General features: G+C 73.0%; 21 protein-coding genes. 12 read left to right on the top strand and 9 right to left on the bottom strand.

Annotation, left to right across the window (positions count from 1 at the left end; genetic code table 11):
- The first annotated feature begins 23 nt into the window (after positions 1–23).
- From MQE23_RS41150 to MQE23_RS41140, 3 genes are all read left to right on the top strand, one after another.
- The gene (locus MQE23_RS41150) at positions 24–923 is read left to right on the top strand and encodes a BadF/BadG/BcrA/BcrD ATPase family protein (protein WP_243381862.1); all 900 of its coding nucleotides are present in this window, start codon (positions 24–26) and stop codon (positions 921–923) included.
- A 225-nt stretch (positions 924–1,148) separates the two neighbouring features.
- Positions 1,149–3,065 (top strand): phosphatase PAP2 family protein, encoded by a 1,917-nt coding sequence (locus MQE23_RS41145; RefSeq protein WP_243381860.1) that lies wholly within the window; start codon positions 1,149–1,151, stop codon positions 3,063–3,065.
- Between the two features lie 168 nt (positions 3,066–3,233).
- Positions 3,234–4,772 carry a phospholipid carrier-dependent glycosyltransferase gene (locus MQE23_RS41140; protein ID WP_243382926.1) on the top strand — a complete coding sequence of 513 codons (1,539 nt, stop codon included), beginning with the start codon at positions 3,234–3,236 and terminating at the stop codon, positions 4,770–4,772.
- A 71-nt stretch (positions 4,773–4,843) separates the two neighbouring features.
- Here MQE23_RS41140 and MQE23_RS41135 read toward each other — a convergent pair whose 3' ends face one another.
- The gene (locus tag MQE23_RS41135; RefSeq protein ID WP_020269645.1) at positions 4,844–5,245 is read right to left on the bottom strand and encodes a DUF3662 domain-containing protein; all 402 of its coding nucleotides are present in this window, start codon (positions 5,243–5,245) and stop codon (positions 4,844–4,846) included.
- A 54-nt stretch (positions 5,246–5,299) separates the two neighbouring features.
- Positions 5,300–5,461 (bottom strand): hypothetical protein, encoded by a 162-nt coding sequence (locus tag MQE23_RS41130; RefSeq protein WP_020269646.1) that lies wholly within the window; start codon positions 5,459–5,461, stop codon positions 5,300–5,302.
- A 165-nt stretch (positions 5,462–5,626) separates the two neighbouring features.
- Here MQE23_RS41130 and MQE23_RS41125 point away from each other — a divergent pair, with 165 nt between their 5' ends.
- The 4 genes from MQE23_RS41125 (at position 5,627) to MQE23_RS41110 (ending at position 10,271) form a co-directional block, all read left to right on the top strand.
- Positions 5,627–6,547 (top strand): MurR/RpiR family transcriptional regulator, encoded by a 921-nt coding sequence (locus tag MQE23_RS41125; protein WP_020269647.1) that lies wholly within the window; start codon positions 5,627–5,629, stop codon positions 6,545–6,547.
- A 240-nt stretch (positions 6,548–6,787) separates the two neighbouring features.
- Positions 6,788–7,162, top strand: a complete 375-nt coding sequence (locus MQE23_RS41120) for a hypothetical protein (protein WP_037666791.1) — start codon at positions 6,788–6,790, stop codon at positions 7,160–7,162.
- Between the two features lie 43 nt (positions 7,163–7,205).
- Complete coding sequence (locus MQE23_RS41115) at positions 7,206–7,772, top strand: antibiotic biosynthesis monooxygenase (protein ID WP_020269649.1); 567 nt, start codon at positions 7,206–7,208, stop codon at positions 7,770–7,772.
- A gap of 102 nt (positions 7,773–7,874) precedes the next feature.
- Positions 7,875–10,271: a SpoIIE family protein phosphatase gene (locus MQE23_RS41110; RefSeq protein ID WP_243381858.1), complete on the top strand. Its 2,397-nt coding sequence runs from the start codon at positions 7,875–7,877 to the stop codon at positions 10,269–10,271.
- A gap of 132 nt (positions 10,272–10,403) precedes the next feature.
- On the opposite strand, the gene MQE23_RS41105 is transcribed toward MQE23_RS41110, so the two are convergent.
- Positions 10,404–10,892: a flavin reductase family protein gene (locus tag MQE23_RS41105; RefSeq protein WP_037666788.1), complete on the bottom strand. Its 489-nt coding sequence runs from the start codon at positions 10,890–10,892 to the stop codon at positions 10,404–10,406.
- 106 nt (positions 10,893–10,998) lie between these two features.
- A complete protein-coding gene (locus tag MQE23_RS41100) occupies positions 10,999–11,742 on the bottom strand; it encodes a peptidoglycan-binding domain-containing protein (protein ID WP_243381856.1) in 744 nt (247 codons plus the stop codon).
- Positions 11,743–11,919: 177 nt separating this feature from the next.
- On the opposite strand from MQE23_RS41100, the gene MQE23_RS41095 reads away from it, so the two are divergent.
- Both MQE23_RS41095 and MQE23_RS41090 read left to right on the top strand, forming a co-directional pair.
- Positions 11,920–12,630, top strand: coding sequence for a TetR family transcriptional regulator (locus tag MQE23_RS41095; RefSeq protein WP_037666795.1), 711 nt, complete (start codon positions 11,920–11,922; stop codon positions 12,628–12,630).
- A 152-nt stretch (positions 12,631–12,782) separates the two neighbouring features.
- Complete coding sequence (locus MQE23_RS41090; RefSeq protein WP_020269655.1) at positions 12,783–13,196, top strand: zinc ribbon domain-containing protein; 414 nt, start codon at positions 12,783–12,785, stop codon at positions 13,194–13,196.
- A 12-nt stretch (positions 13,197–13,208) separates the two neighbouring features.
- Here MQE23_RS41090 and MQE23_RS41085 read toward each other — a convergent pair whose 3' ends face one another.
- The 3 genes from MQE23_RS41085 to MQE23_RS41075 form a co-directional block, all read right to left on the bottom strand.
- Complete coding sequence (locus tag MQE23_RS41085; protein WP_243381854.1) at positions 13,209–14,552, bottom strand: Gfo/Idh/MocA family oxidoreductase; 1,344 nt, start codon at positions 14,550–14,552, stop codon at positions 13,209–13,211.
- 266 nt (positions 14,553–14,818) lie between these two features.
- A complete protein-coding gene (locus MQE23_RS41080; protein WP_020271213.1) occupies positions 14,819–15,205 on the bottom strand; it encodes a PPOX class F420-dependent oxidoreductase in 387 nt (128 codons plus the stop codon).
- A gap of 45 nt (positions 15,206–15,250) precedes the next feature.
- Positions 15,251–16,429: an aminotransferase class I/II-fold pyridoxal phosphate-dependent enzyme gene (locus MQE23_RS41075; protein ID WP_243381853.1), complete on the bottom strand. Its 1,179-nt coding sequence runs from the start codon at positions 16,427–16,429 to the stop codon at positions 15,251–15,253.
- A 24-nt stretch (positions 16,430–16,453) separates the two neighbouring features.
- On the opposite strand from MQE23_RS41075, the gene MQE23_RS41070 reads away from it, so the two are divergent.
- The 3 genes from MQE23_RS41070 (at position 16,454) to MQE23_RS41060 (ending at position 19,954) form a co-directional block, all read left to right on the top strand.
- Entirely contained in the window at positions 16,454–17,482 is a 1,029-nt protein-coding gene (locus MQE23_RS41070) for a hypothetical protein (protein WP_020271211.1), read from the top strand.
- Positions 17,483–17,598: 116 nt separating this feature from the next.
- Positions 17,599–18,945, top strand: coding sequence for a S1 family peptidase (locus tag MQE23_RS41065; RefSeq protein WP_037667955.1), 1,347 nt, complete (start codon positions 17,599–17,601; stop codon positions 18,943–18,945).
- Positions 18,946–18,973: 28 nt separating this feature from the next.
- The gene (locus MQE23_RS41060) at positions 18,974–19,954 is read left to right on the top strand and encodes an ornithine cyclodeaminase family protein (RefSeq protein ID WP_243381851.1); all 981 of its coding nucleotides are present in this window, start codon (positions 18,974–18,976) and stop codon (positions 19,952–19,954) included.
- Positions 19,955–19,981: 27 nt separating this feature from the next.
- On the opposite strand, the gene MQE23_RS41055 is transcribed toward MQE23_RS41060, so the two are convergent.
- Together MQE23_RS41055 and MQE23_RS41050 are read right to left on the bottom strand one after the other, a co-directional pair.
- The gene (locus MQE23_RS41055; protein ID WP_243381849.1) at positions 19,982–20,806 is read right to left on the bottom strand and encodes a DMT family transporter; all 825 of its coding nucleotides are present in this window, start codon (positions 20,804–20,806) and stop codon (positions 19,982–19,984) included.
- 56 nt (positions 20,807–20,862) lie between these two features.
- Entirely contained in the window at positions 20,863–21,048 is a 186-nt protein-coding gene (locus MQE23_RS41050) for a hypothetical protein (RefSeq protein ID WP_037667954.1), read from the bottom strand.
- Positions 21,049–21,122 lie beyond the last annotated feature (74 nt).

Below are 21,122 nucleotides of genomic sequence, written 5' to 3'. Positions count from 1 at the left end.
CGCGCAACGACGAAAGAGGACCCGTGCAGGACTCCACGCCTTACGCGGTCGGTATCGACGTGGGCGGCACCAAGACACATCTGCGCGCCTTCGCGGGCGACGAGGACGTCGTCGACCATGTCCGCAGCAGTTCGGGATGGCGGCCGCACGACCCCGGGGCCGCCGCCGACTGGCTGGCCGCTCTGGTCGCCGGCGCCCTGCCTTCTCACGTACGACCGTCCGCTCTCGCCGTGGGCGGTCACGCCTGCGAGACCCCACGCCAGTGCGCGGGCATCCGCGCCGCCCTTCAGGAGCGGCTGGGGGTGCCCGCGCTCGTCGTGGGCGATGCCGAACTGCTCGTTCCCGCCGCGGGGCTGGACAAGGGCGTCGGACTGGTCGCCGGTACCGGTTCGGTCGCGGTGGGGCGGCTGCCCGACGGCGCTGCGGTCCAGGTCGGCGGCTGGGGCGCGGTGCTCGGGGACGAGGGCGGCGCGGCCGGCCTCGTCCGTGAGGCCGCGCGTGCCGTCTGGGCCGCGCACGACCGGGGCGAGGAGCCCGACGCGCTGGCGACCGGGCTGGTCGCCGCGTTCGGGGTGGCCGAGGTGCCCGCACTCGGCGCCGCGCTGGAGGCCGCCACGGACGTCTCCGCCGAGTGGGGCCGCCGCTCCCCCGCCGTGTTCGACGCCGCCGAGGCGGGCTCGCCACTCGCCCGGGCGGTGATCGCCGACGGCGGGCGGGCGCTCGCCGCGCTCGTCGTACGGCTCGCCGCGCGCGGGGTCCCGGTGGACGACGTGGTGGTGGCGGGCGGCACGGTCCTCGCCCAGCCCGCGCTGTACGAGGCGTTCACCTCCGCGCTCGCCGAGTCCCTGCCCGGGGCCCGGCCGCAGCCGCTGCGGGTGCCGCCGGTCGAGGGCGCGGTGGCGCTGGCCCGTTCGCTGCTGTGAGCCGGGCGGGCGCCGTTCACGTGCCGGACACCGGCTGGTGGCCGGACCCTCTCCGAAGGGTCACAGCACGGCAGTAGATCTTCGCTCGTAGGCACCAGGTGCCACAGAAGCCATCACAGGCACCAGAAGTCGCACACGCTGCATCACCTTTCCGGCCGCACACGGCCGAAGCACGTCGCACAACGGCACGACACCTTCTTCGCTGAACTCCAGAGAGGCGCACCCATGCCGTCATCAGCCGGGCACCGCTCCCCCGCCACCGTCGACCGGCGGGGCTTCCTCAGGACCTCCCTCGGTGCCTCGGCGGGTCTGCTCGCCGCACCGACCTTCGCCACGTGGCTCGCCGCCGCCGACGCGAAAGCCGCCACGGGCCCCGCCGCGTTCGTCGACGACTACAAGTCGAACGTCGTCGCGAACCAGACCCCGGAGACCAACGCCGTCGTCCGGATCCTGGGCGGCATGGCAAAGGTGTGGAAGACCGGCGGCGCCTGGGACACCGGCCGCGTCCTGGACCGCGAGGTGCTGCGCGCCAACATGCGCTACTGCGCCCGGATCACGACGTCCCGCACCGACGCGCAGGCGAAGGAGGCCTTCCTCTACGACCGCCAGCACCAGAGCTACGCCATGATCGGCGGCCTGGGCCCGCTCGCCGGCCTGTACAGGTCGGGTGCCAAGGCGGTCACGTCCATCACCACCGCTCCGGACGGCACGCCCGCAGGGAAGATCAACGACACCCTGCCCGCCGACGCCCCCGCCGGATCCGCGCTCGGCGCGGGCTCCTACGACTCGGACCTCGGCAAGGTGGCCAAGCTGGTCGACACCGTGCGCGGGCCGTTCGCCTCGGGCAACCCGGCCAAGTTCGCCTTCCAGTACCCGCGTCCGTGGCGGATGAACGAGGACAGCGAGGTCGTGGACACCGGGAAGAAGGACGCCCTCGGCTACCCGGTGTACGACTCGGACGTGGTGGTCGCCCCGCAGCTGCTGCGCCAGCGCTCCGAGACCCCGGAGGAGGACGGGGGGTTCCCGAGCGGCCACACCAACGCCTTCCATCTGGCCGGTCTGGCCTACGCGTACGCGGTGCCCGAGCGTTTCCAGGAGCTGGTGACGCGGGCGTTCGAGCTGAGCCACACCCGGATCATGTCGGGCATGCACTCCACCGTCGACGTCATCGGCGGCCGGATCATGGCGACCGCCCTGACCGCGGCGACGCTGGCCGACCCGGCGAACGCGGAGCTCAAGGCGGCGGCACGCGCCCAGGCCCTCGCCTACTTCACCGGGAAGACCGGCACGACGCCGGACACGCTGTACACCTACGCCCACTCGGACGCCGACGACGCGTACGCCGACCGCGAGGCCAACGCCCGGGCGGTCGGGCACCGGTTGACGTACGTCCTGCCCCGCCGCGGCCGCAAGGACCCGCTCACCGTGCCGAAGGGCGCGGAGGTCCTGCTGGAGACACGGCTGCCGTACCTGAGCGCGGCCCAGCGCCGCGAGGTGCTGCGCACGACCGCGCTGCCCTCCGGATACGTCCTGCTGGACGCCTTCGAGCAGTGGGGCCGGCTGAACCTGTTCGCGGCGGCGGACGGGTACGGCGCCTTCGACACCGACGTCACGGTGACGCTGGACGCGGCGGCCGGTGGCTTCCACGCGGCGGACAGCTGGCGCAACGACATCGAGGGCGACGGCGGGCTGACCAAGCGCGGCACGGGCACGCTCACGCTGACCGGCCACAACCGTTACCGCGGCGGGACCGTCGTCGAGGACGGCACGCTGGTCGCCGCGTCCCCCAACGCCCTGGGGCAGGGCGACGTCCGGGTCACGGGCGGCACCCTGCGCGCGGACCAGGTCCTTCGGGTGCGCGGCTCGTACGTCCAGGAGGGCGAGTCGACGCTGGAGCTGGGGCTGCGCGGGAACCACGGCCCGGCGCTCACGGTGAGCCGGCGCGTGGTGCTCGGCCGGGGCAGCGTGCTGTCGCTGCGGCTCGACGCCGATCGGCCGCCGGTCGCGGGGACCACCGTCCCGGTCCTGTCGGCTCCGGCGCTGCGCGGCCGGTTCGACCGTGTCGAACTGGACTCGACGACGCTGCGGGCCGTGCCCGTGCACACCGCTGACGGTCTGTCGGTGCGACTCGTGAAGCGGTGACACCCCGAGCGGCGGGGGCTGGTGCAGAGTGGCTCCATGAGGGACCTCTGGACCGCTCCCGCCGTCCCGCGTCCGCTGTCGCTCCCCCCGCCGGCGACGGCGGGGGCCACCCGGCGGCCCGGCGCACGGTGGCCGCTGCCGCTCCTGGTGTCCGTGCTGCTCGCGGCGATGGCCTTCGCGATGGTCACCACCGCCGTGCGGCAGACCCCGACGATCGACGAACCGGTGTACGTGGGCGCGGCCGCCGAGTACACGCACGAGCACCGGCTGCGCCACAACCCCGAGCACCCGCCCCTCGGCAAACTCCTCATCGGCGCCGGGGTGGCCCTCGCACATCCGCGCGTCGACCCGTCCTTCACCGGGGACCAGGGCGCGGTGGGGCGGCACTTGCTCTACGAGACGGGCAACGACCCCTGGCGGCTGATGCTGTGGGCCCGTCTCCCCGTGATCGCGCTGACGCTGCTCTTCGGGCTGGTCGTCTTCGCCTTCACCCGTGAACTGGCCGCGAGAGCGGGGGCGTTGGCCGCGCTCGCCCTGTACTGCTGCTCCCCCGACGTCATCGCGCACGGCTCGCTCGCCACGCTCGACGTGCCGGCCGCCGGGTTCGTGCTGACGTCGGCGTGGCTGCTGTGGCGGGCGCGCCGCAGGCCCCGGCTGTACGTGCCGCTCGCCGGCGTGGCGCTGGGGGCGGCCCTGGCCACGAAGATGAGCACGCTCCCGGCCGTACCGGTCCTCATGGCTCTGGCCGCCGTCTCGGTGTGGCACGCGTCCGGAGGAGGCCGGCGCCTCGTGCGTGCGGCCGTCGGGGCGGGTGTGGTGGCTCTGGTGGCGATCGCGGTCGTGTGGGTCACGTATCTGCTGGTCGATCCGCGGCTGCGCTGGACTCCGGAGCAGCATGTTCCCGTGGTGCGCGGGCTGCGCGGGCTGCTGGTCCGGTTCCTGCCGTTCCCGGAGGCGTACCGGGACGGGATGCGGGTCCAGTTCGGGCTGGAGAACCGGCCCTGGCAGGGTTTTCTGTTCGGCCGGCTGTACTCGGGCTCGCTCTGGTACTACCTGCCGGCCGCGCTGCTGGTGAAGACACCGCTCGGGACGCTGGCGCTGTGGGTCGCCGGGGCGGTCGTCGTGGTCGCGGTGCGCCGCCTGCGTCCGGCCGCACCCTATGTGCTGGCTCCTCCCCTGGTGCTGCTGGCGGCGGCCATGCAGGGGGCGCGGGACTTCGGCACGCGGTACGCCGTCTTCCTGCCGCTGTCTCTCGGGGTGGCGGCGGGGTGCGTCCTCGTGGTGCGGCGGCGGTGGGTCCCCGTCGGGGTGGGGGTGCTGGTGGCGTTCGTCGCGGTCAGTTCGCTGCGGACGTACCCCTACTACCTGCCGTACTCCAATGAGGCGTTCGGCGGGCCGGGCAGGACGCGGGAGTTCCTGCACGACTCCAACGTGGACTGGGGGCAGGATCTGGGGCGGCTCGCGCAGCGGCTGCGCGAGCGGTATCCGGGTGAGCGGGTGTGGCTCGTGTACAAGGGCAGCGGTGTGCCGTCCTTTTACGGCATCCGGGCCGGTGATCCTCGCAAGGTGCCGGCCGGTGACGTGCGGGGGGTGCTGGTGGTGTCGGACTCCGCGGCCGCGAAAGCGACCGGGCGGCTGGCCGAGTTGATCGGGAGCAGCCGCCCGGTCGACGATGTGGGGCACTCGATCACGATCTATCGCCGTTGAACGTCCGTTCCGGGTCGTCCGCGGGTGCATCGTGGTTGCTCGCGCAGTTCCCCGCGCCCCTTTGGGGCGCTTCAGTGGGCCGCGTGGAAGAAGCCGTCCGTGCTCACGTGCTGCATGACGCGACTCGCCACTCGGTAACGGCCGTTGGGCACGTCGGGGCACCTCGCGACGTGTACCGCGAGCGGGCCCGCGAACTCGTATCCCCTGCGTTCCGCGTGACGGGACAGGCTGTCGGTGAGGGCCTGGCCCACGCTGGTGCCGTGGCGCGTCAACTGGTCGTGCACCTCATCGGCGAGTTCCACGTCGTAGGCGTTGGGGACCATGATCCGGCCCGCCCGGCACACCACGGCGTTGTCGTCGCACTCGTGTCGCAGGGCGTCGAGAACCTCGACCGGCTCCTTGTCGAGGACCCGTGCCCACAGGGCCTCCCATCGGTTTTCCAGTGTCTCCTCCAGCGCACTCAGTGCGCCCATGCGGTCTCACCTGCCGGAAGCGTCGTCGGTTCGGTTGCGGCGGCCTGGAGCGTGCTAATGCTCGTCGTAGTCGTCGGGTCGCACCTCGGCCTCCTCCAGGGCCTCACGCATCGTGCGGCCGGTCGCGCCCGGCGGCCGAGGCTGGTTCTCGTCCTGCTGTTCCAGGACCTCGTCCGTGGTCTGCGTCTTCGGCCGGTTCTCCTCGGGGACGGTCATGACGTCGGCTCCTCGTCGGTCGTGTCGATCTTCTGCCGCGGCGGGTTCCCGCCCGGCGTCCGGGTATCCCCCTGCCGGGCACCTCATGTGCTGTACGGAGAAGCCCTGGTCACCACGGTGCGTGAGCTATGTTGAACGTCCCTGGGAGACGAAGGAGGCGAACCGGTGCCATCGCCGCAGCAGGCACGCGCACAGGCATCCGCGATCACCTCGGGGAAGGCCGCCCCGGAAGCGGAGGTCTCCCCGTCCGCCCAGCTCAGAGCGCTCTTCGACCGGCCCCGGCTGTCCCCGGGCCAGCGGCGCATCGCCCAGTACCTGATCGAGAACATCACCGAGGCGGCGTTCCTGTCCATCACGGATCTCGCCGACCGGGTCGGCGTGAGCCAGCCCTCGGTGACGCGTTTCGCCTCGGCGGTCGGCTTCAGCGGCTACCCGGCGCTGCGGGAGAAGCTCCAGTCCATCGCGCTCGGCACCCTCGCGGGCGGCGGCCCGGCCGAGGAGAACCGGGGCAACGAGCTGCAGGCGGCGGTCGACGCGGAGATCGAGAACCTGGAGAACCTGCGGCGGGACTTCGCCGACCCGAACCTGGTGATCGACATCGGCCGCAAGCTGTCGTCCTCGACCCCGCTGACGGTCCTCGGCCTGCGCATCTCCGTCTCGCTGGCCGAGTACTTCGCCTACGCCGCCCGCCGGATCCACCCGGACGTACGGCTCGTGACACGGGGCGGCAGCGTCGCCTACGACGCGCTGCTCCAGTCGCGCGAGGCGGGCGGCACCTGGGTGCTGGCGTTCTCCATGCCCCGGCACGCCCAGGAGACCCTGACGGCCGTCCGGGTCGCGCGGGGCGCCGGACTCAAGGTCGCTCTCATCACCGACCTGGCGCTCGGGCCGCTCGCGGACGAGGCCGACGTCGCCTTCGCCCTCGGGACCGGGTCGCGCCTGGTCTTCGACTCCTACGCCGCCCCGGGCGTGATGTGCTCGGCGCTGCTCCAGGCCATGACGGACGCGGACCCGGAACGGACGCAGGCCCGGCTTGAGGAGTACGAACAGGTCGCCGACCAGCACCATTTCTTCCTGCGGGACTGAGCGGCAGTCCACAACAAAGCGCGCATGAATGTTTTCATGCGGCTTGAAAACCGGATGGCATATATAAATACTGCACACGGATCGCGACCCGGCCTTCCGGTTCCGTTCCGCACCCGAGGGGCCGGCTCCTACCCGCCTCGGCGTCCCGGGTGTCCGTGGCGGCCCCGGTCATCCCCTAGGCCGGGGCCGCCCCGACCCGTCGTCCACCCTCACGACGCCGCACACCCGGAAGCGATGATCATGCCCCTGACGTCCACGCGCATCAGCCCGGACTGGCCCTGCCAGGTCAAAACCCCCGGCAGCTACGACTGGGAGCGCTCGGCGGCCAAGTGGCTGCGCGAGCTGGTGCCCGCGCGCTACGCCGGCTACCCCGTGTTCGTCCGCCACCCCGTCCTGCTCGCCCGGCATGCCCAGATCCAGGTCCAGCAGGAGCTCAGGGTGGCCCGCACCGCCCTCCAGACCGCCCGCGCCGACCTGCCGGGACTCGGTCTGCACGAGGGCGTCATCGAGCACACCATCAAGCTGTACGCGGCCGAGGTCATGCAGTTGCAGCACATCGCGCGCAGCGTCCGGGCGGTCACCACGGCGCTCGTGGAGGCCAATCGCCAGCCGTGAGCCTCGGGGCATGACGCGCGTCAGGCGTGGCACCCGCAGAGGGATGAGCACCACCGAAATCCGGCGCGCCGAGCCGGTGACAACGGTTCTGACCTGGCAGGTGCGTCCCGGCCGGGAGCGGCAGTTCGAGGAGTGGACGCGCGGCATCACCCGCTGCGCCAGACAGTTCCCGGGCAACGAGGGCGTCTCCTGGCTCACGCCCGAGGACGGCCACCGCTACCACGCGGTGCTGCGCTGGTCCGACCGGCACCGGCTGGCCGCCTGGCTGGAGTCCGAGGAGCGCGCGCACTGGCACCGGCGGATCGAGGACATCGCCACCGAGGTCAGCAGCGAACGCCAGTCGACCACCGGGATGGAGACGTGGTTCAGCCTGCCCGGCACCACCGTGCAGGCCCCGCCCCGGTGGAAGATGGTCCTCACGACGTTCCTCGGCGCCTATCCCTTCACGCTGCTCATCCAGTGGCTGGTGACGCCGCACACCACCGGGTGGCCGCTGCCGCTGCGGGCGGCCGTGTTCCCGCTGGTACTGCTGCCGGTGCTGACCTATCTGGTGATGCCGAGGCTCAGCCGGCTGCTGCGGCTGTGGCTGTATCCGCGCGACGGCGACTGAGGGCCCGGGGGCTGCTGTGACGGACGTGGCCCCTGGGAAGCGGGAGCTGCCCGTGCGTACAAGGCAGTCTTCGAACGGGCCCGCGTGTGCGATGCTCAACCCGTGACGAGCGAGCCCGTGACACCGGCGGAGCCCGGTGCCGCACCGGACCTGGTCGAACTGGCCAAAATCGTCGCCCGGCAGCGCGCGGAACTGGACCGGCTGCGCGACCAGGCGGCGACGTCGGCTGTCGTCGAACGGGCCAAGGGTGCCGTGATGGCGCTGACCGGGTGTTCCGCTGACGCGGCGGACGAGCGGTTGCTCCAGCGGGCCAAGGCGGCGCGTCACACCCTGCTGGAGGAGTGCTGGATCACGCTCGGGTCCCTGGCGCCCACGGCACCCGGACCCGGCGAGGCGACCGAGCCCCTCGATGCCGACACCCCCGGCTCCGGCACCGCCGCCCTGGTGGAGACATCCGCGCCGGACGACGTCTCCGCCGCCCTGGCCCGCCTCGGGCAGGCCCTCGTTCGGGTGATGACACCGCACGACCTCGCCCGGTGTCTGCTGGAGCATCTCGCGCCCGACATGGCGGCCGACGCGATCATGATGTACGCCCGCAGGCCCGACGGCGGACTCGAACTGATCGGGCACGCCGGCATCGACGACCAGCTGGCCGCCCAGTGGAGCCAGGTGCCGCCGCTGAGCGGGATCGCGGCGCTGGACGCGCTGCGGACGGGCGAACCGTGCTGGCTGGAGGACGTCGCCTCGCACGAGCGGCGGGAACTGCTGATCGGTGACCCGCCCGAGCGGTGGGGGTCGCGCGCCTGGCTGCCCGTGCTCACGGCGGGCTCGGCCCAGGTCTGCATCGGTGTGCTGCGCACCCGCGCCGGGGCGTTCACGCCCCGCGACCGCGCACATCTGCGGGGCGTCACCGGGCTGTGCGCCGGCCGGCTGCGCGCCTTCGACGCACCGCCCGAGCGGGCCGGCGACGCCGCCACGGACGCGGTGCAGACACTGTTCGACGCGCTGCCGATCGCCGCGATGCTGCTCAGCCCGCTGCGGGCCGCGTCGGGCGAGACCGAGGACTTCCGGGTGGAGGCGGCGACCGCGCGGGCGGGTGACCTGCTGGGCCGCCCCGGTGAGGAGCTGGCCGGCCGGCGGCTGCTGGAGTTCCGGCCCGCCCTGACGGAGGAGCCGCTGTGGCAGGGCTGCCTGCGCACCCTGACCACCCGGGAGCCGTACGAGAGTGAACCGTTCGCGCACGAGGAGGTCGTGGCCGGCATCGCGGCGCTGTCCACGTACTCGGCGCGGGTGGCGCGGCTGGACGACGCGCTGGTCGTCAGCTGGATCCGGCACGGCTCCTCCGACCGGCAGGAGCAGCGGCTGGCGGACCTCCAGCGGCTGGGCAACCTCGGCTGGGCGAACTGGAACCTGGCCACGCAGGAGGCCTCCTGGTCGACCCAGGTGTTCGCCATCTTCGGCCGGGACCCCGCGCTCGGTCCGGTCCGGCTCACCGGGATGCCGGAGCTCGCGCTGCCCGAGGACGCGCCCGCGCTGACCCGGGCCGTGCGCGAACTCGTCCGCCAGGGGCGGGCGTTCGACCTGCCGTTCCGGGTCAGGACGAGCGGCGGCATCCGGCATCTGCGGCTCGTGGCCGAGGCCGTGACCGACATGCACGGCACGCCCGTCGAGGTGCACGGTGTCGTCCAGGACATGACGGCCCGGCGGCGGGCGGAGCTGGCCCTGGTCGAGAGCGAGCAGGCGATCCTCACGCAGCACGACGTGCTCCAGGCCGAGCGGACCCTGGCCTCCCGGCTCCAGCACGCGTTGCTGCCACTGGCGAACCGGCCCGTGCACCTGGCGGGGCTGCGCGTCGAGGTCGCGTATCTGCCCGCCCAGTCGGGGGTGCACGTCGGCGGTGACTGGTTCAGCGCCGTGGAACTGCCCGACCGGGACGCGCTGCTGGTGGTCGGCGACGTCGCCGGGCACGGCGTCGACGCCGTCGCCACGATGGCCCAGCTCCGCTTCACGGCGAAGGGCATGGTCATCACGGGTTCGTCATTGACGGGCGCGCTGGCCCGGCTGAACACGCTGCTGCTGCACTCCCGCGATTCCCACGCGACGGCCACCATGGTGCTGGCCCGGTACGACCCCGGACCGCGCCGTCTGGTCTGGGCCCAGGCGGGGCACCCCCCGCCCCTGCTGCTGCGGAACGGCGAGGCGCGGTATCTGAGCCGACCCAGAGGCATGCTGCTCGGCGCGACCACGATGCCGGTCTTCGAGGAGGCGGAGTGCCGTCTCGAACCGGGTGACCGGCTCATCCTGTTCACCGACGGTCTGGTCGAGCACCCTCCGGAGAGCATCGACCGGGGTATGGACCGTCTCGCCGAGGCCGTGGCGGCCTCGCACGCGGACGGGCCCGGGGCACTGGGGCCGTTGCTGGCGCGGATGCTGCCGGACGAGCGGCGGGACGACGTGTGTGTCGTGGACGTCCGGGTGCCGAGAGTTCCGGAGGCTTAGGGCCTGTCCGGCGGATCATGCCGCAGAGGCGGGGCCTGGTGCGCCGATCTGCGGCGTGGACAAGGCACCGCCGATTCCCTGCGACCTGATCCGCCGGACAGACCCTGGCGGCTTCGGGAGGCGGGATGCGGCTCAGTCGACCGGGTGACCGGGCTTGATGGTGTGGGCGCCGGAAAGGCGCAGCAGCGGCCCGTCGTACGTCTCGTCCCCGCCCCACTCGACCGGGTCGAGGACGAAGCCGATGTGGTCACCGCCGCCCGCGCGCGTCACGATCCGGCCGACGAACCAGGCCGGCGCGTCCGCCAGCACGACGGCCCCGCCGTAGCCCTCCCGCAGCGGGATGCCCTCGAATTTGTCCGTCCGGTCGCCGGTCCGGCCGCCGAACCGCTCCGCGAGGCCGTGCTGGTCACGGGCGAGCAGGTGCACCGCGAGCACCTCGGCGTCCCGCGCCACCCGGAAGGTGTGGTTCACCTCGGACAGCCACACCACGAACCGCACGGGCTGTATCGAGCACTGCGAGGCGAATCCGACCAGGCACCCCGCCCGTTCACCGCCCGCGACGGCCGTGACGACGCACATGTCGGGGTCCAGCCGCCCGATGAACGCGTCCATGCCCGCCATGCCCACACCACTCCCTCGACCCGCGCGGCCACTGACTCCTCACCACCCATCACCTCACCATGCCGGGGGTGCGGTTGCCATCCCGGGTGCCGTCCCGAGGGGGCGGTCAGCCGGCGCCGGGTGCCGTGCGGGACTCCAGGGCGAGCCGGGTGTCGTTGCCGTAGACGCCGGTTTCGTCGCCGCGGATGCCGTACCAGAGCTGGAAGCGGGCGACCGCCGCGGTCAGTGTGGGGTCGTAGCTGCCACTGGTGGAGCCGTCCCGGTAGACGTCCGGGATGCGCAGGAGGCGTTCCTGGAGCTCGGTCACCTCGGGGCCGGTGGCTCCCTCGCGCAGAGTGCCGGGCCCGTCGGGATCGGCGGCGGGCGGGGTGGGCGTGGAGGTCGGGGCGGGGGCGGACGCGGTGGGCTGGGGAGCGGGTGCCGCGTTGTCCTCGGTCTTCGCGCCGGGGAGCAGGAGGGCGGCGCCGCCGAAGCCGATCACCGCCGCCGCGGCGACGGCCACCGCGACGGCGGCGCGGCGCAGTCCCGGTCCGGGCCCGGCACGGCCGTCGCCGTTCGCGCGGGTGAGGGGCGGGAGTTCCTGGGTCAGGTCCTCGGAGCCGGCCGGCCGCCGGGGCAGTACGACGGACTCGTAACCGCCGGGCGTGTGACGGCCGGGCCTGTGACCGCTGGTTCCGTAACCGCCGGGTTCGTGGCCGCCGGGCTCGTCGCCGTCCCGTGCGTAGCCGATCTCCTCCCGGTACTCCCGCATCAGTTCCGCGAGTGCGTCGGTGCGGCGGGGCCGCAGGACGCGGATGGGCTCGAGGGCCGGGCCGTCGGGCGACTGCCGGGGCTCGGACGGTGTCGACACGCTGCTCTCCTTCCGTCCGGGCTCGGGGGTGCCCGTCTTCGGGGATCGTCCTGCCGCCGCATGCGCGGCTGCCGCTAGATACGCGGCTTGCGCGCCTCGGGTTCAGAGGGAACTCGGTTCCTCCCAAGGAGTGCACTGAGTGCCATGCGTACCCTTCCGGGTGCTACGTTCCCGCTCATGAGCTCCGAGAAAGCCGGCGCCGGGACCGGAAAGCCGCCCATGCGGGACGCCCTCGTGGCGGCTGCCTTCCAGCTGTTCCTCGAGCGGGGTTACGAGCAGACCACCATCGACGACATCGTGGCGCTGGCCGGGGTCGGACGGCGCTCGTTCTTCCGCTACTTCCCGTCCAAGGAGGACGTGGTCTTCCCGGACCACGAGCGGTGCCTGGCCGACATGACCGCCTTCCTGGCGGCGGGATCCGGCGACGAGGAACCCGTGCGGCGGGTCTGCGACGCGGCCCGGCTCGTGCTGCGGATGTACGCCGAGAACCCGACGTTCTCCGTGCAGCGCTACCGCCTCACCAAGCAGGTCCCGGGGCTGCGCGCCTACGAGCTGTCGGTGGTGTGGCGCTACGAGCGCGCCCTCGCCGAGTATCTGCGCCGGCGCTTCGCGGCCCGCCGGGACGGGACCCTCCAGGCCGATGTGATCGCGGCGGCTGTGGTCGCGGCGCACAACAACGCGCTGCGCTCCTGGCTGCGTTCGGACGGCCAGGACGACGCCGGCGCCACGGTGGACCACGCACTGGCGTACGTGCAGTCCGCGTTCGGCGGCACGCCGGTGCCCCCGGCCGGGGAGCAGCCCGAGGACGTGGTGGTCGTCGTGTCCCGGCGTGACGCGCCCTTGTGGCGGGTCGTGCAGGAGATCGAGGCGACGCTGGGGCGCGGCTGAAGGTCCACACATTGAGGGAACGGAGTGCCTTTACGAGTGGCACTGAGTGCCATACTCTGTGCTGCGTGCACGGTGGCACGGCGAACCGGGCACGCGTGTGCGCGGGTGACCTCGCACACGGGATTCCGGCCGAGTGCAGGGAGTTGACCAGCGTGTACCACCACTCAGGAACCGTCACTCAGCAGGCAGCCGGCTCCTCGACGGGTCTGCTCGACCCGAGGGGCCCGGACACCGAGGCCATCCTCTACCAGCGCTGCACCTGGTGCGGCACCGCCATGTACCACCGGGTGCTGTGTCCGGTCTGCCGCGGCAGCGAGCTGCGGACGGAGCGCAGCGAGGGCGTGGGCACCGTCCGCCACTCCACGGTGGTGCACCGCAACACCCCGGCGGCCCGCAACGTGTCCCTGGTCGAGATGGCCGAGGGCTTCGTCGTACGCGGCCGGGTCATGGGCCCGCCCATCGGCATCCACAGCGGGGACCGGGTGCGGCTGTCGACCGCCAAGGACCCGGTGCGGGGTGAGCCGGTCTTCCAGCTGATCGACGAGCCGTACCGGGCCTGGACCTGACGGGCGGTCCGGTCACCGGATCCCGGGGAGCAGTTCGCCGGTACGCACGGGCCGTCCCGTCTCGAAGCTGCGGTTGGCGGCGAGACCGACCGCCAGGGCGAGTGCCCCGTCGCGTTCGGTGGCCGTCGGGTGGGTCGCCGCCCCGGTGTGCGCCGGACGGGTGAGGTCGGCGGGGCCGAACAGCGCGTCGAGCATGCGCGGGTCGCCGCCTCCGTGGGCCTCGTGGGCGACCGCGAGCGGCACCTCCACCGGGGGCTGCCACAGCGGGCGCAGGGTGAGGCGGGCGCCGCCCGCGTGCTCCGCCGCCGTGTCCCCGTGCAGGGCACCCGCGGCCGAGGTGACCCGGGTCAGCGGCGGCTGCCAGCGGCTCTCCTCGACCTCCAGTTCCAGCCGGCCCGCGCTGCCGTTGAACATCACCCGGTAGCCCTCCCACGGGGAGTAGGCGGTCAGGTGGTACGTCATCGTCGCGCCGCGCGCGTAGCGCACGAGGACGGACATGTCGTCCTCGATGGTGATCGGCCCGTCGAAGACGTTCCGGTCGCGCAGGTAGCCGTCGTCGCGTTCGGCGTCCAGATAGAGGGCGCGCAGGGTGTCGTTGGCCGCGAGGTCCAGGGCGAAGGGGTCGTCGGCGGCCCGGTCGGCGCCGTGGGCGCGGTCGTACTCCCGGCGCAGTCCGTGCCGCTCCCCCGCCTCACGGCCGTAGAAGCCGAGCCGCCCGTAGCCGAAGACCTCCCGGGGCTCGTCGGCGAGCCACCAGTTCACCAGGTCGAAGTGGTGCGAGGACTTGTGCACCATCAGGCCGCCGCTGTGGTGCTTCTCGCGATGCCAGCGGCGGAAGTAGTCGGCGCCGTGCCGCACGTCGAGCAGCCACTCGAAGTGGACGGAGAGCACCTCGCCGATCGCTCCGTCGGCGAGCAGGGCGCGGACCTGCTCGTGCACGGGGTTGAAGCGGTAGTTGAAGGCGACGGTCAGACAGTTGCCGGTCTCGCGGACGGTGTCGAGGATGCGGGTGCAACGCTCGGCGTCGACGGTCATCGGCTTCTCGGTGACGACCCGGCAGCCCGCCTTCAGCGCCGGGACGATGTAGCGGTCGTGCTCGGCGTCGACGGTGGTGACGACGACCTCGTCGATGTCCTCCTCGGTGAGCAGGTCGGTGAAGCGGTCGGGCTCCCACTCGGTGGCCGGCGGTGCGCCGGCCTCGGCCAGCAGCCGGTTGTGGAAGGCCATCCGGGTCGGGCTGGGGTCGCACAGCGCGGCCACGCGGTGGCCGGGGCGTTCGGCGAGGCCCCTGGTGAACAGCTGGGCCCGGTGGCCCGTGCCGACGACGGCTGCGCGCAGGACGGGATTTCGGCTCATGACAGGTGATCTGTCCCGGGGGCGGGCCGTCCACTCCCTCGGCGCGGAAAGCGCTTGCCGGAAGTGTGTGCCGAAGCGGTGTCAGCGCGACAGGGCGGGTGCCGAAGCCGGGGGCAGCGCGACAGGGCGCGTGCGGCGAAGCCGGGGGCCCCGTACGGCATCGCCTCGTACGGCGTCACCGCAGGCGGGCCGGGCAGGCGGGCGGGGCGGGAATCCCGCGCGCCGATGCCGGGGTCAGCGCGGGAAGGCGCGTGCCCAAGCCGGGGTCAGCGCGTCAAAGTGAGGCGGATGCCCACCGTGCCGTCCACGCCCCGGCGCAGCCGGCTGCCGAGCAGGGTGAGCCGGCCGACGAGGCCGTACTTGCGGGCGATCAGCTGCCGGTAGCGGGCGGTGGTGGCCGCGTCGCAGATCTCCGCCGTCGCGGGCACCTGCTCGCCGGTGGGGTTGCCGCGCAGGTCGCAGGGGCCGACCAGGACGTCGGCGCGGTTGCGGATCCGCTTGACCTTCCAGGAGTCGGCCGGCGTCCAGGCGCCGAGCGCGCTCCCGTCGCGCACCACCCAGACCGGGGTGGCGACCGGCGTACCGTTCCTGCGGTAGCTGGTGATCAGCAGGTACTTGCCCGCGCCCAGGTCGTCCAGCGCACTGTCGTCCATGGCGGGCAGTCTACGAGCGCGTCCCGCGCGGCGTGCCCCCGGCTTTCAGTGCAGCGCGGCGGCCATTCTCCGTACCGCCTCCCCGATCACCTCGGGCGAGGTCGCCAGGTTGAATCGGACGTGTCCGGCACCGCCCCTGCCGAAGGGCAGGCCGGAGTTGACGGCCACCCGGCCGCGGTGCAGGAAGGCGTCCGCCGGGTCGTCGCCGAGGCCGAGGGCGCGGCAGTCGAGCCAGGCGAGGTAGGTGGCGTCGCCCGGGCGGTAGCGGATCTCGGGCAGATGCTCGGCCAGCAGGTCCGCGAGCAGCCGCCGGTTGGCGTCCAGGCCGGACAGCAGGGCGGCCAGCCAGGCGACGCCGTCGCGCAGGGCGGCGGTGTGGGCGATGATGCCGACGTGGCTCGGGCCGTGCCCGACCTCCTCGGGCATCCGGGCCAGGTCGTCGGCGGCCCCGGGACCGGCGATCGCGAGGGCGGCCTTGAGCCCGGCCAGGTTCCACGCCTTCGAGGCCGACATCAGCGACAGTCCGCGTTCGGCGCCGGGCACACTGAGGTACGGCACGAAGCCGGTGCCGCCGACCACGAGCGGCGCGTGGATCTCGTCGGCGACGACGCGGACGCCGTACCGCTCGGCGAGTGCGGCGACGGCGGACAGTTCCTCTGCGGTGTGCACGGTGCCGGTCGGGTTGTGGGGGCTGCAGAGCAGGTAGGCGGCCCGTGCTCCGCCCGCGGCCACCTGGCGGAAGGTCTCCTCCAGGGCGCCGAGGTCGATGCGCCCGTCCGCCCCGAGCGGGGCCTGAACCACGCGCCGGTCCATGTGCTCGACGAAGTGGTAGAACGGCGGGTACACCGGCGGGTTCACGACCACCGCGTCCCCGTGTCCGGTGACCAGCTTGAGCATCTCGACGACGCCCAGCATGACGTCGGGCACGATCGCGGTGCGCTCCACGGCGAGCCCGTCCCAGTTCCAGCGCTTCCCGGCGAAGCCGGCCAGCGCCTGCGCGTAATCCGTACCGGCGGGGTAGCCGGTGTCGCCGAGGCGGAGCGCGTCGGTGACGGCGCGCACGACGGGCTCGGCGAGCGGCACGTCCATCTCCGCCACCCAGACCAGCAGCACGTCCTCGGGATAGGTGCGCCACTTCATGCTCGTGCGGCGGCGCAGATGGTCGAGCGTGAGGGCTTGCAGGGGATTCGGTTCACCGGACGTCTCGTGCGGGATCCTGGTCATGGGCACACGATAGGGGGCTGTGCAGTGAGCGGGAATCGTGAGGACGGGGAGCGGGGACGGGCCGAAGGCCCGTTCCTGGAGATCGCCTGCGACGAGTCCGGGTCGGACGGCGAGAACCTCACCGCCGGGAACACCGACGTGTTCGCGCACGCCAGCGTGTCGCTGTCGGTGGCGACGGCAGCCGCGGCCGTGCGGGAGATCCGGGACCGGATCCGCTCGCCGGCCGAGGAGTACAAGGCGAACCACCTGCTGCGGGAGAAGCACCGCGCGGTGCTGGAGTGGCTGCTCGCGCCGGACGGGCCGATCCACGGTCGGGCGCGGGTGCATCTCATGGAGAAGTCCTTCTTCGTGGTGGACCGGGCCGTCGGTGTGCTGCTGGGCGACCCGGGCGCGGCCCTCACCCTGTTCCGCGGGGGTCGCCGGACCTTCGGCGAGGACGGCTGGCGGGCGTTCCTGGAGGCGGCCAACCAGCTGCTGCGGGTGCGCAACAACGGGGAACCGGGCGCCCCCGTGGAGGTCTTCTACGGCACGGTCGACACCCTGCGGCGGGCCCGTCCGGATTCGGACGCAACAGCGATCCTGGAGCGGCTGGCCGCGACCCGGGCCCGCGCGGTGTCCTATCGGGCGGCGTTCCTGGACGGGCCGCCCCTGATCCCGGTGCTCAACCCGCTGCTGCCGGCGATCGTCCGGACGGCAGCGCTGTGGAGCGGCGACGGGCGGCCGGTCCGTCTGGTGCACGACCGGCAGAACATGCTGACGCCGGACCGCATCGCCTGGATCGAGGAGACGGCCCGGCGATCGGGGGTCGGACTGGCCGGGTTGCGGCTGGTCGTCGCACGCGAGGACGCGCGCGTGCAGGTGGCGGACTTCCTCGCCGGGATCGCCCGCAAGATCGCCTCCGACGTGCTGAACGGACGCGGGGACCCCGTGCTCACCGCCCTGCTGCGGCCCTACGTCGATCCGGGCTCGGTGTGGGGCGACGCGCGCAGCCGGGCCCTGCTCGCCGCCCCGGCGGACCTGGATCCGACCGTTCCCGCTGCCGGCCGGCGGTGAAGAGATCACGCGTGCGGTGAACACGGTGCGGCCGCGCCCCGTATGGGAAGAGGGCACTCAACTCAAGGAGTGCCCCGCGGTGTTCACACCGTGATGTTCGGGTTCGGGAGCCATGCATGAGGCACGCACGACGACGGGTCGTCCGGCGAGTGACACGGCTGGCGGCCGTCGGCGGACTCCTTCTCGGAGGAGCGATGGTCACAAACGCCGTGGCGAGCGAGCCCCCCGACCCATCGATCGGCGTCCCGTACTCCGCGCGACCGGCCACGAGCATGGGCACCGATCTCGTGTCCCGGCTCGGCACCTCCCGTACGGCGGGCAGCTGGGTCGACTCCGCCGGCCGGCCGGTCGTCGCGGTCACGGACGAGAAGGCGGCCGACGAGGTCGAGCGCGCCGGTGCGCGGGCGAAGATGGTGCGCCACAGCATGAGCGACCTCAAGTCCGCCACGGCGACGCTGCGTTCGGCGCGCCGGGTGCCCGGTACCGCCTGGGCCCTGGACTACAAGAGCAACGAGGTGGTGGTCCGGGGCGACAGCACCGTCTCCGCCTCCGACTGGTCGCGGCTGACCGATGTCGCGGAGGACATCGGCGGCTTCGTGCGCATGGAGCGCACCGAGGGCACGTTCACGACGCGGGTCAACGGCGCGCAGCCGATCCTGTCGACCGCCGGGCGCTGTTCGGCGGGCTTCAACGTGACCGACGGGACGACGGACTACATCCTCACGGCCGGGCACTGCGGGCCCGACGGTTCCGTCTGGTTCGCCGACGACCGGGGCCGGGAGCAGGTCGGCTCGTCGCTCAAGGGGAGCTTCCCCGGTGACGACTACTCCCTGGTGAAGTACGACAGCGGCCGCGCGGGCGAGGGTGCGGACGTCGTGGCGGTCGGTGACGGCAAGGGTGTGCGGATCACGGGCGTGGCCGACGCGGAGGTCGGTCAGAAGATCTTCCGCAGCGGCAGCACGAGCGGGCTGCGCGAGGGGGAGGTGACCGCGCTGAACGCGACGGTCAACTACCCGGAGGGCACGGTCACCGGCCTCATCGAGACGAACGTGTGCGCCGAACCCGGCGACAGCGGCGGCCCGATGTTCGCCGACGGCGTCGCGCTCGGTGTGACGTCGGGCGGCAGCGGGGACTGCACGGCGGGCGGTACGACGTTCTTCCAACCGGTGACGAAGGCGCTGACCGAGCTGGGCGTCAAGCTGATCGTGGCCAAGCAGGCCGGCGGCACAGGCGCCTCCCCCGCGCCGGCGGCCTCGCAGGGCGCCGCCTCGCCCGGCTCGTCGGCGCCGGTGACGGGCGAGGACGTGTCGGGCCTGCTGACCCGCCTGACCGACCCGCGCAACGTGGGCCCCGGCCTGCTGGTCATCGCGGGCAGCCTCGTCGCCCTGGTGGCGACCCGGTGGATCCGCGCGGAGCAGGACCGCAAGGCGTATCGGCAGCACTACTCGGCCACTTGGGGATGACGCCGCCCGCTGCGGGTGAGGACGCCTCATGACCGTACTGCTCGATGCCACCGAGCTTCAGCGGGTGGTAAGACCGCAGGACATGCTACGAGCTCTGCGCCAGGGCTTTGTCGCGGCCCTCGGCGTTCAGACGGCCCCGCAGCGCGTGCGCCAGAGCCTGCCGACGTCCGCCGGGAGCATCGCCGTGCTGCTTCCGGGGCTGCTGCCGGACATCCCCGCCTACACGGTCAAGGTGAACGCCAAGTTCCCGGGCTCCGACCCGGCGATCTCCGGCGTCGTCTGTCTCCACGACCTGGAGACCGGGGAGTTGCTCGCGCTGCTGGACTCCGCCTTCGTGACCGCGTGGCGGACCGGGCTGTCGGCGGCGCTGGCCACGGACCTGCTCAGCCCGGCCGGAGCGCGCACCGTGGGGATCGTCGGGGCCGGGGCCCAGGCGGACATGGCGCTGCGCGGGCTGACCCGGTTGCGCACGGTCGAGCGACTCGTCATCCACGATGTCGACGGCGAACGGGCCCACCGGATGGCCGAGGTCTGGCAACGGGCCGGACTCGCATGCGAGGTCGTCGGCAGTGCGCGGGAGGTCGCCCGGACCTGTGACTGCATCTTCACGGCGACCTGGTCCCGCCGCCCGCTGCTGCACCGTCCGGATGTCCGGCCGGGCGCGCACATCACCTCACTGGGCGCGGACGAACCGGGCAAGGCGGAACTGGATGCCGGGCTGTTGCGGCATGCGCGAGTCATCGTGGACGACCTCGACCTGGCCATGACGGCCGGCGCGCTGGGCAGTGCGGGCCTGCGCCGGGAGGATGCCGCGGCCGTACTGGGCCGGGTCGTCGACGGGACCGTCCCGGCGCGCACCGATGCCGGGCAGGTGACCGTCTACACCCCGGTCGGTCTGCCCTGGCAGGATCTCGCACTCTCCTGGGCCGCCTACGAGGCAGCGCTACGGGACGGGGTCGGCGTCGGCTTCCGGTTCCACGCGCGGCCGCAGGACGAGGGTGACGCGTGAGCACGCCGACACCGGTGCGGCTCTGCCTCACCCCAGCGTGAGCAGCACTGTCGCCACCCCCGCTCCCAGCAGCCCCAGCGCCTGGCGGCGGCTGATCCGTTCGTGCAGGAGGGCGAGGCCGAGGATGACGGGCAGGGCCGGGTAGAGGGACGCGAGGACGACGGCGATGGCGAGCAACTGGCGCTGCGCGGCGAGCAGATACAGCACGAGGCCGAGGGCCGCCCCGGCCCCGATGAGCAGGGCCTGGACGCAGCGGCCCGGCGGCAGCCTCAGCCGGCGGGCGTGGCGGACGGCGTCCGGGAGGAGGACGAGGACCGCGGCGGCACGGCCCGCGGCGACGGGCCACAGTCCGCTCGCGGAGGCTGCCTGCCCGAGGGCGAGGTACTGCACGGCCACGCCCGCGCTGGCGAGCAGCCCGTCCGCCGTCCCCTTGCCCGAACCGCGCCTGCCTCCGGAGACGAACCACAGCGCGGGCACCGTGACGCCGATGCCCAGCCAGGCCAGTGCCCCCGGGCGGTCGCCGAGGACGAGCACCCCGCACAGCACCGACAGCGCGACGCCGGTGACGGCGCTCACGGGCACCACGACGCTCATCGCGCCGCTGCTCAGCCCGCGGTTGAGGAACCGCATGGCGACGCCGCTGCCGACGCCGGACAGTGCCCCCCACAGCAGGTCGGCGGTGTGTACGGTGTCGGCGGGGATGAGGAGCGCGGCGGCGCAGGCGAGCAGCAGTCCGCCGAGCTGGCCGAGGAAGGTGACGGCGGCGTGGTGGATGTGCCGGGACAGCAGGCCGCCGGCGAAGTCGACGATGCCGTAGACGACGGCCGAGGAAAGTGCGAGAAGGGCACCCATTCGATCAGGGGTGCCCAGGGACGAGGGTCCGATGCGTCAGCGGACCTGGCTGACGCTCAGGCCGCGGGCGCGGACTGCGGGGCCGCGGCGGCCCACTCCAGGACGAGCCGCTGGTATTCCTCACGCTGCTCGACGCTCAGTGTCCCGCCCGACCGGCGCCACAGGGCCCGGATCTCCTCGTTGACCTCGTCAGCCGTGCGCTGGGAAGAGGATTCAACAGTGGTGGACATGCTGTGAAGCATACGTCGCCGCAGGTGAAGACGATGTGAGTAATCGTGAGTTAAACGGGCATTCCGGACAGTGTTGCTGATCACGT

Source organism: Streptomyces sp. HP-A2021 (genome assembly GCF_022807935.1).
GTDB lineage: Bacteria > Actinomycetota > Actinomycetes > Streptomycetales > Streptomycetaceae > Streptomyces > Streptomyces afghaniensis.
The sequence above is the reverse complement of the archived record's forward strand: the minus strand, read 5'-3'. Positions and strand labels throughout refer to the sequence as shown.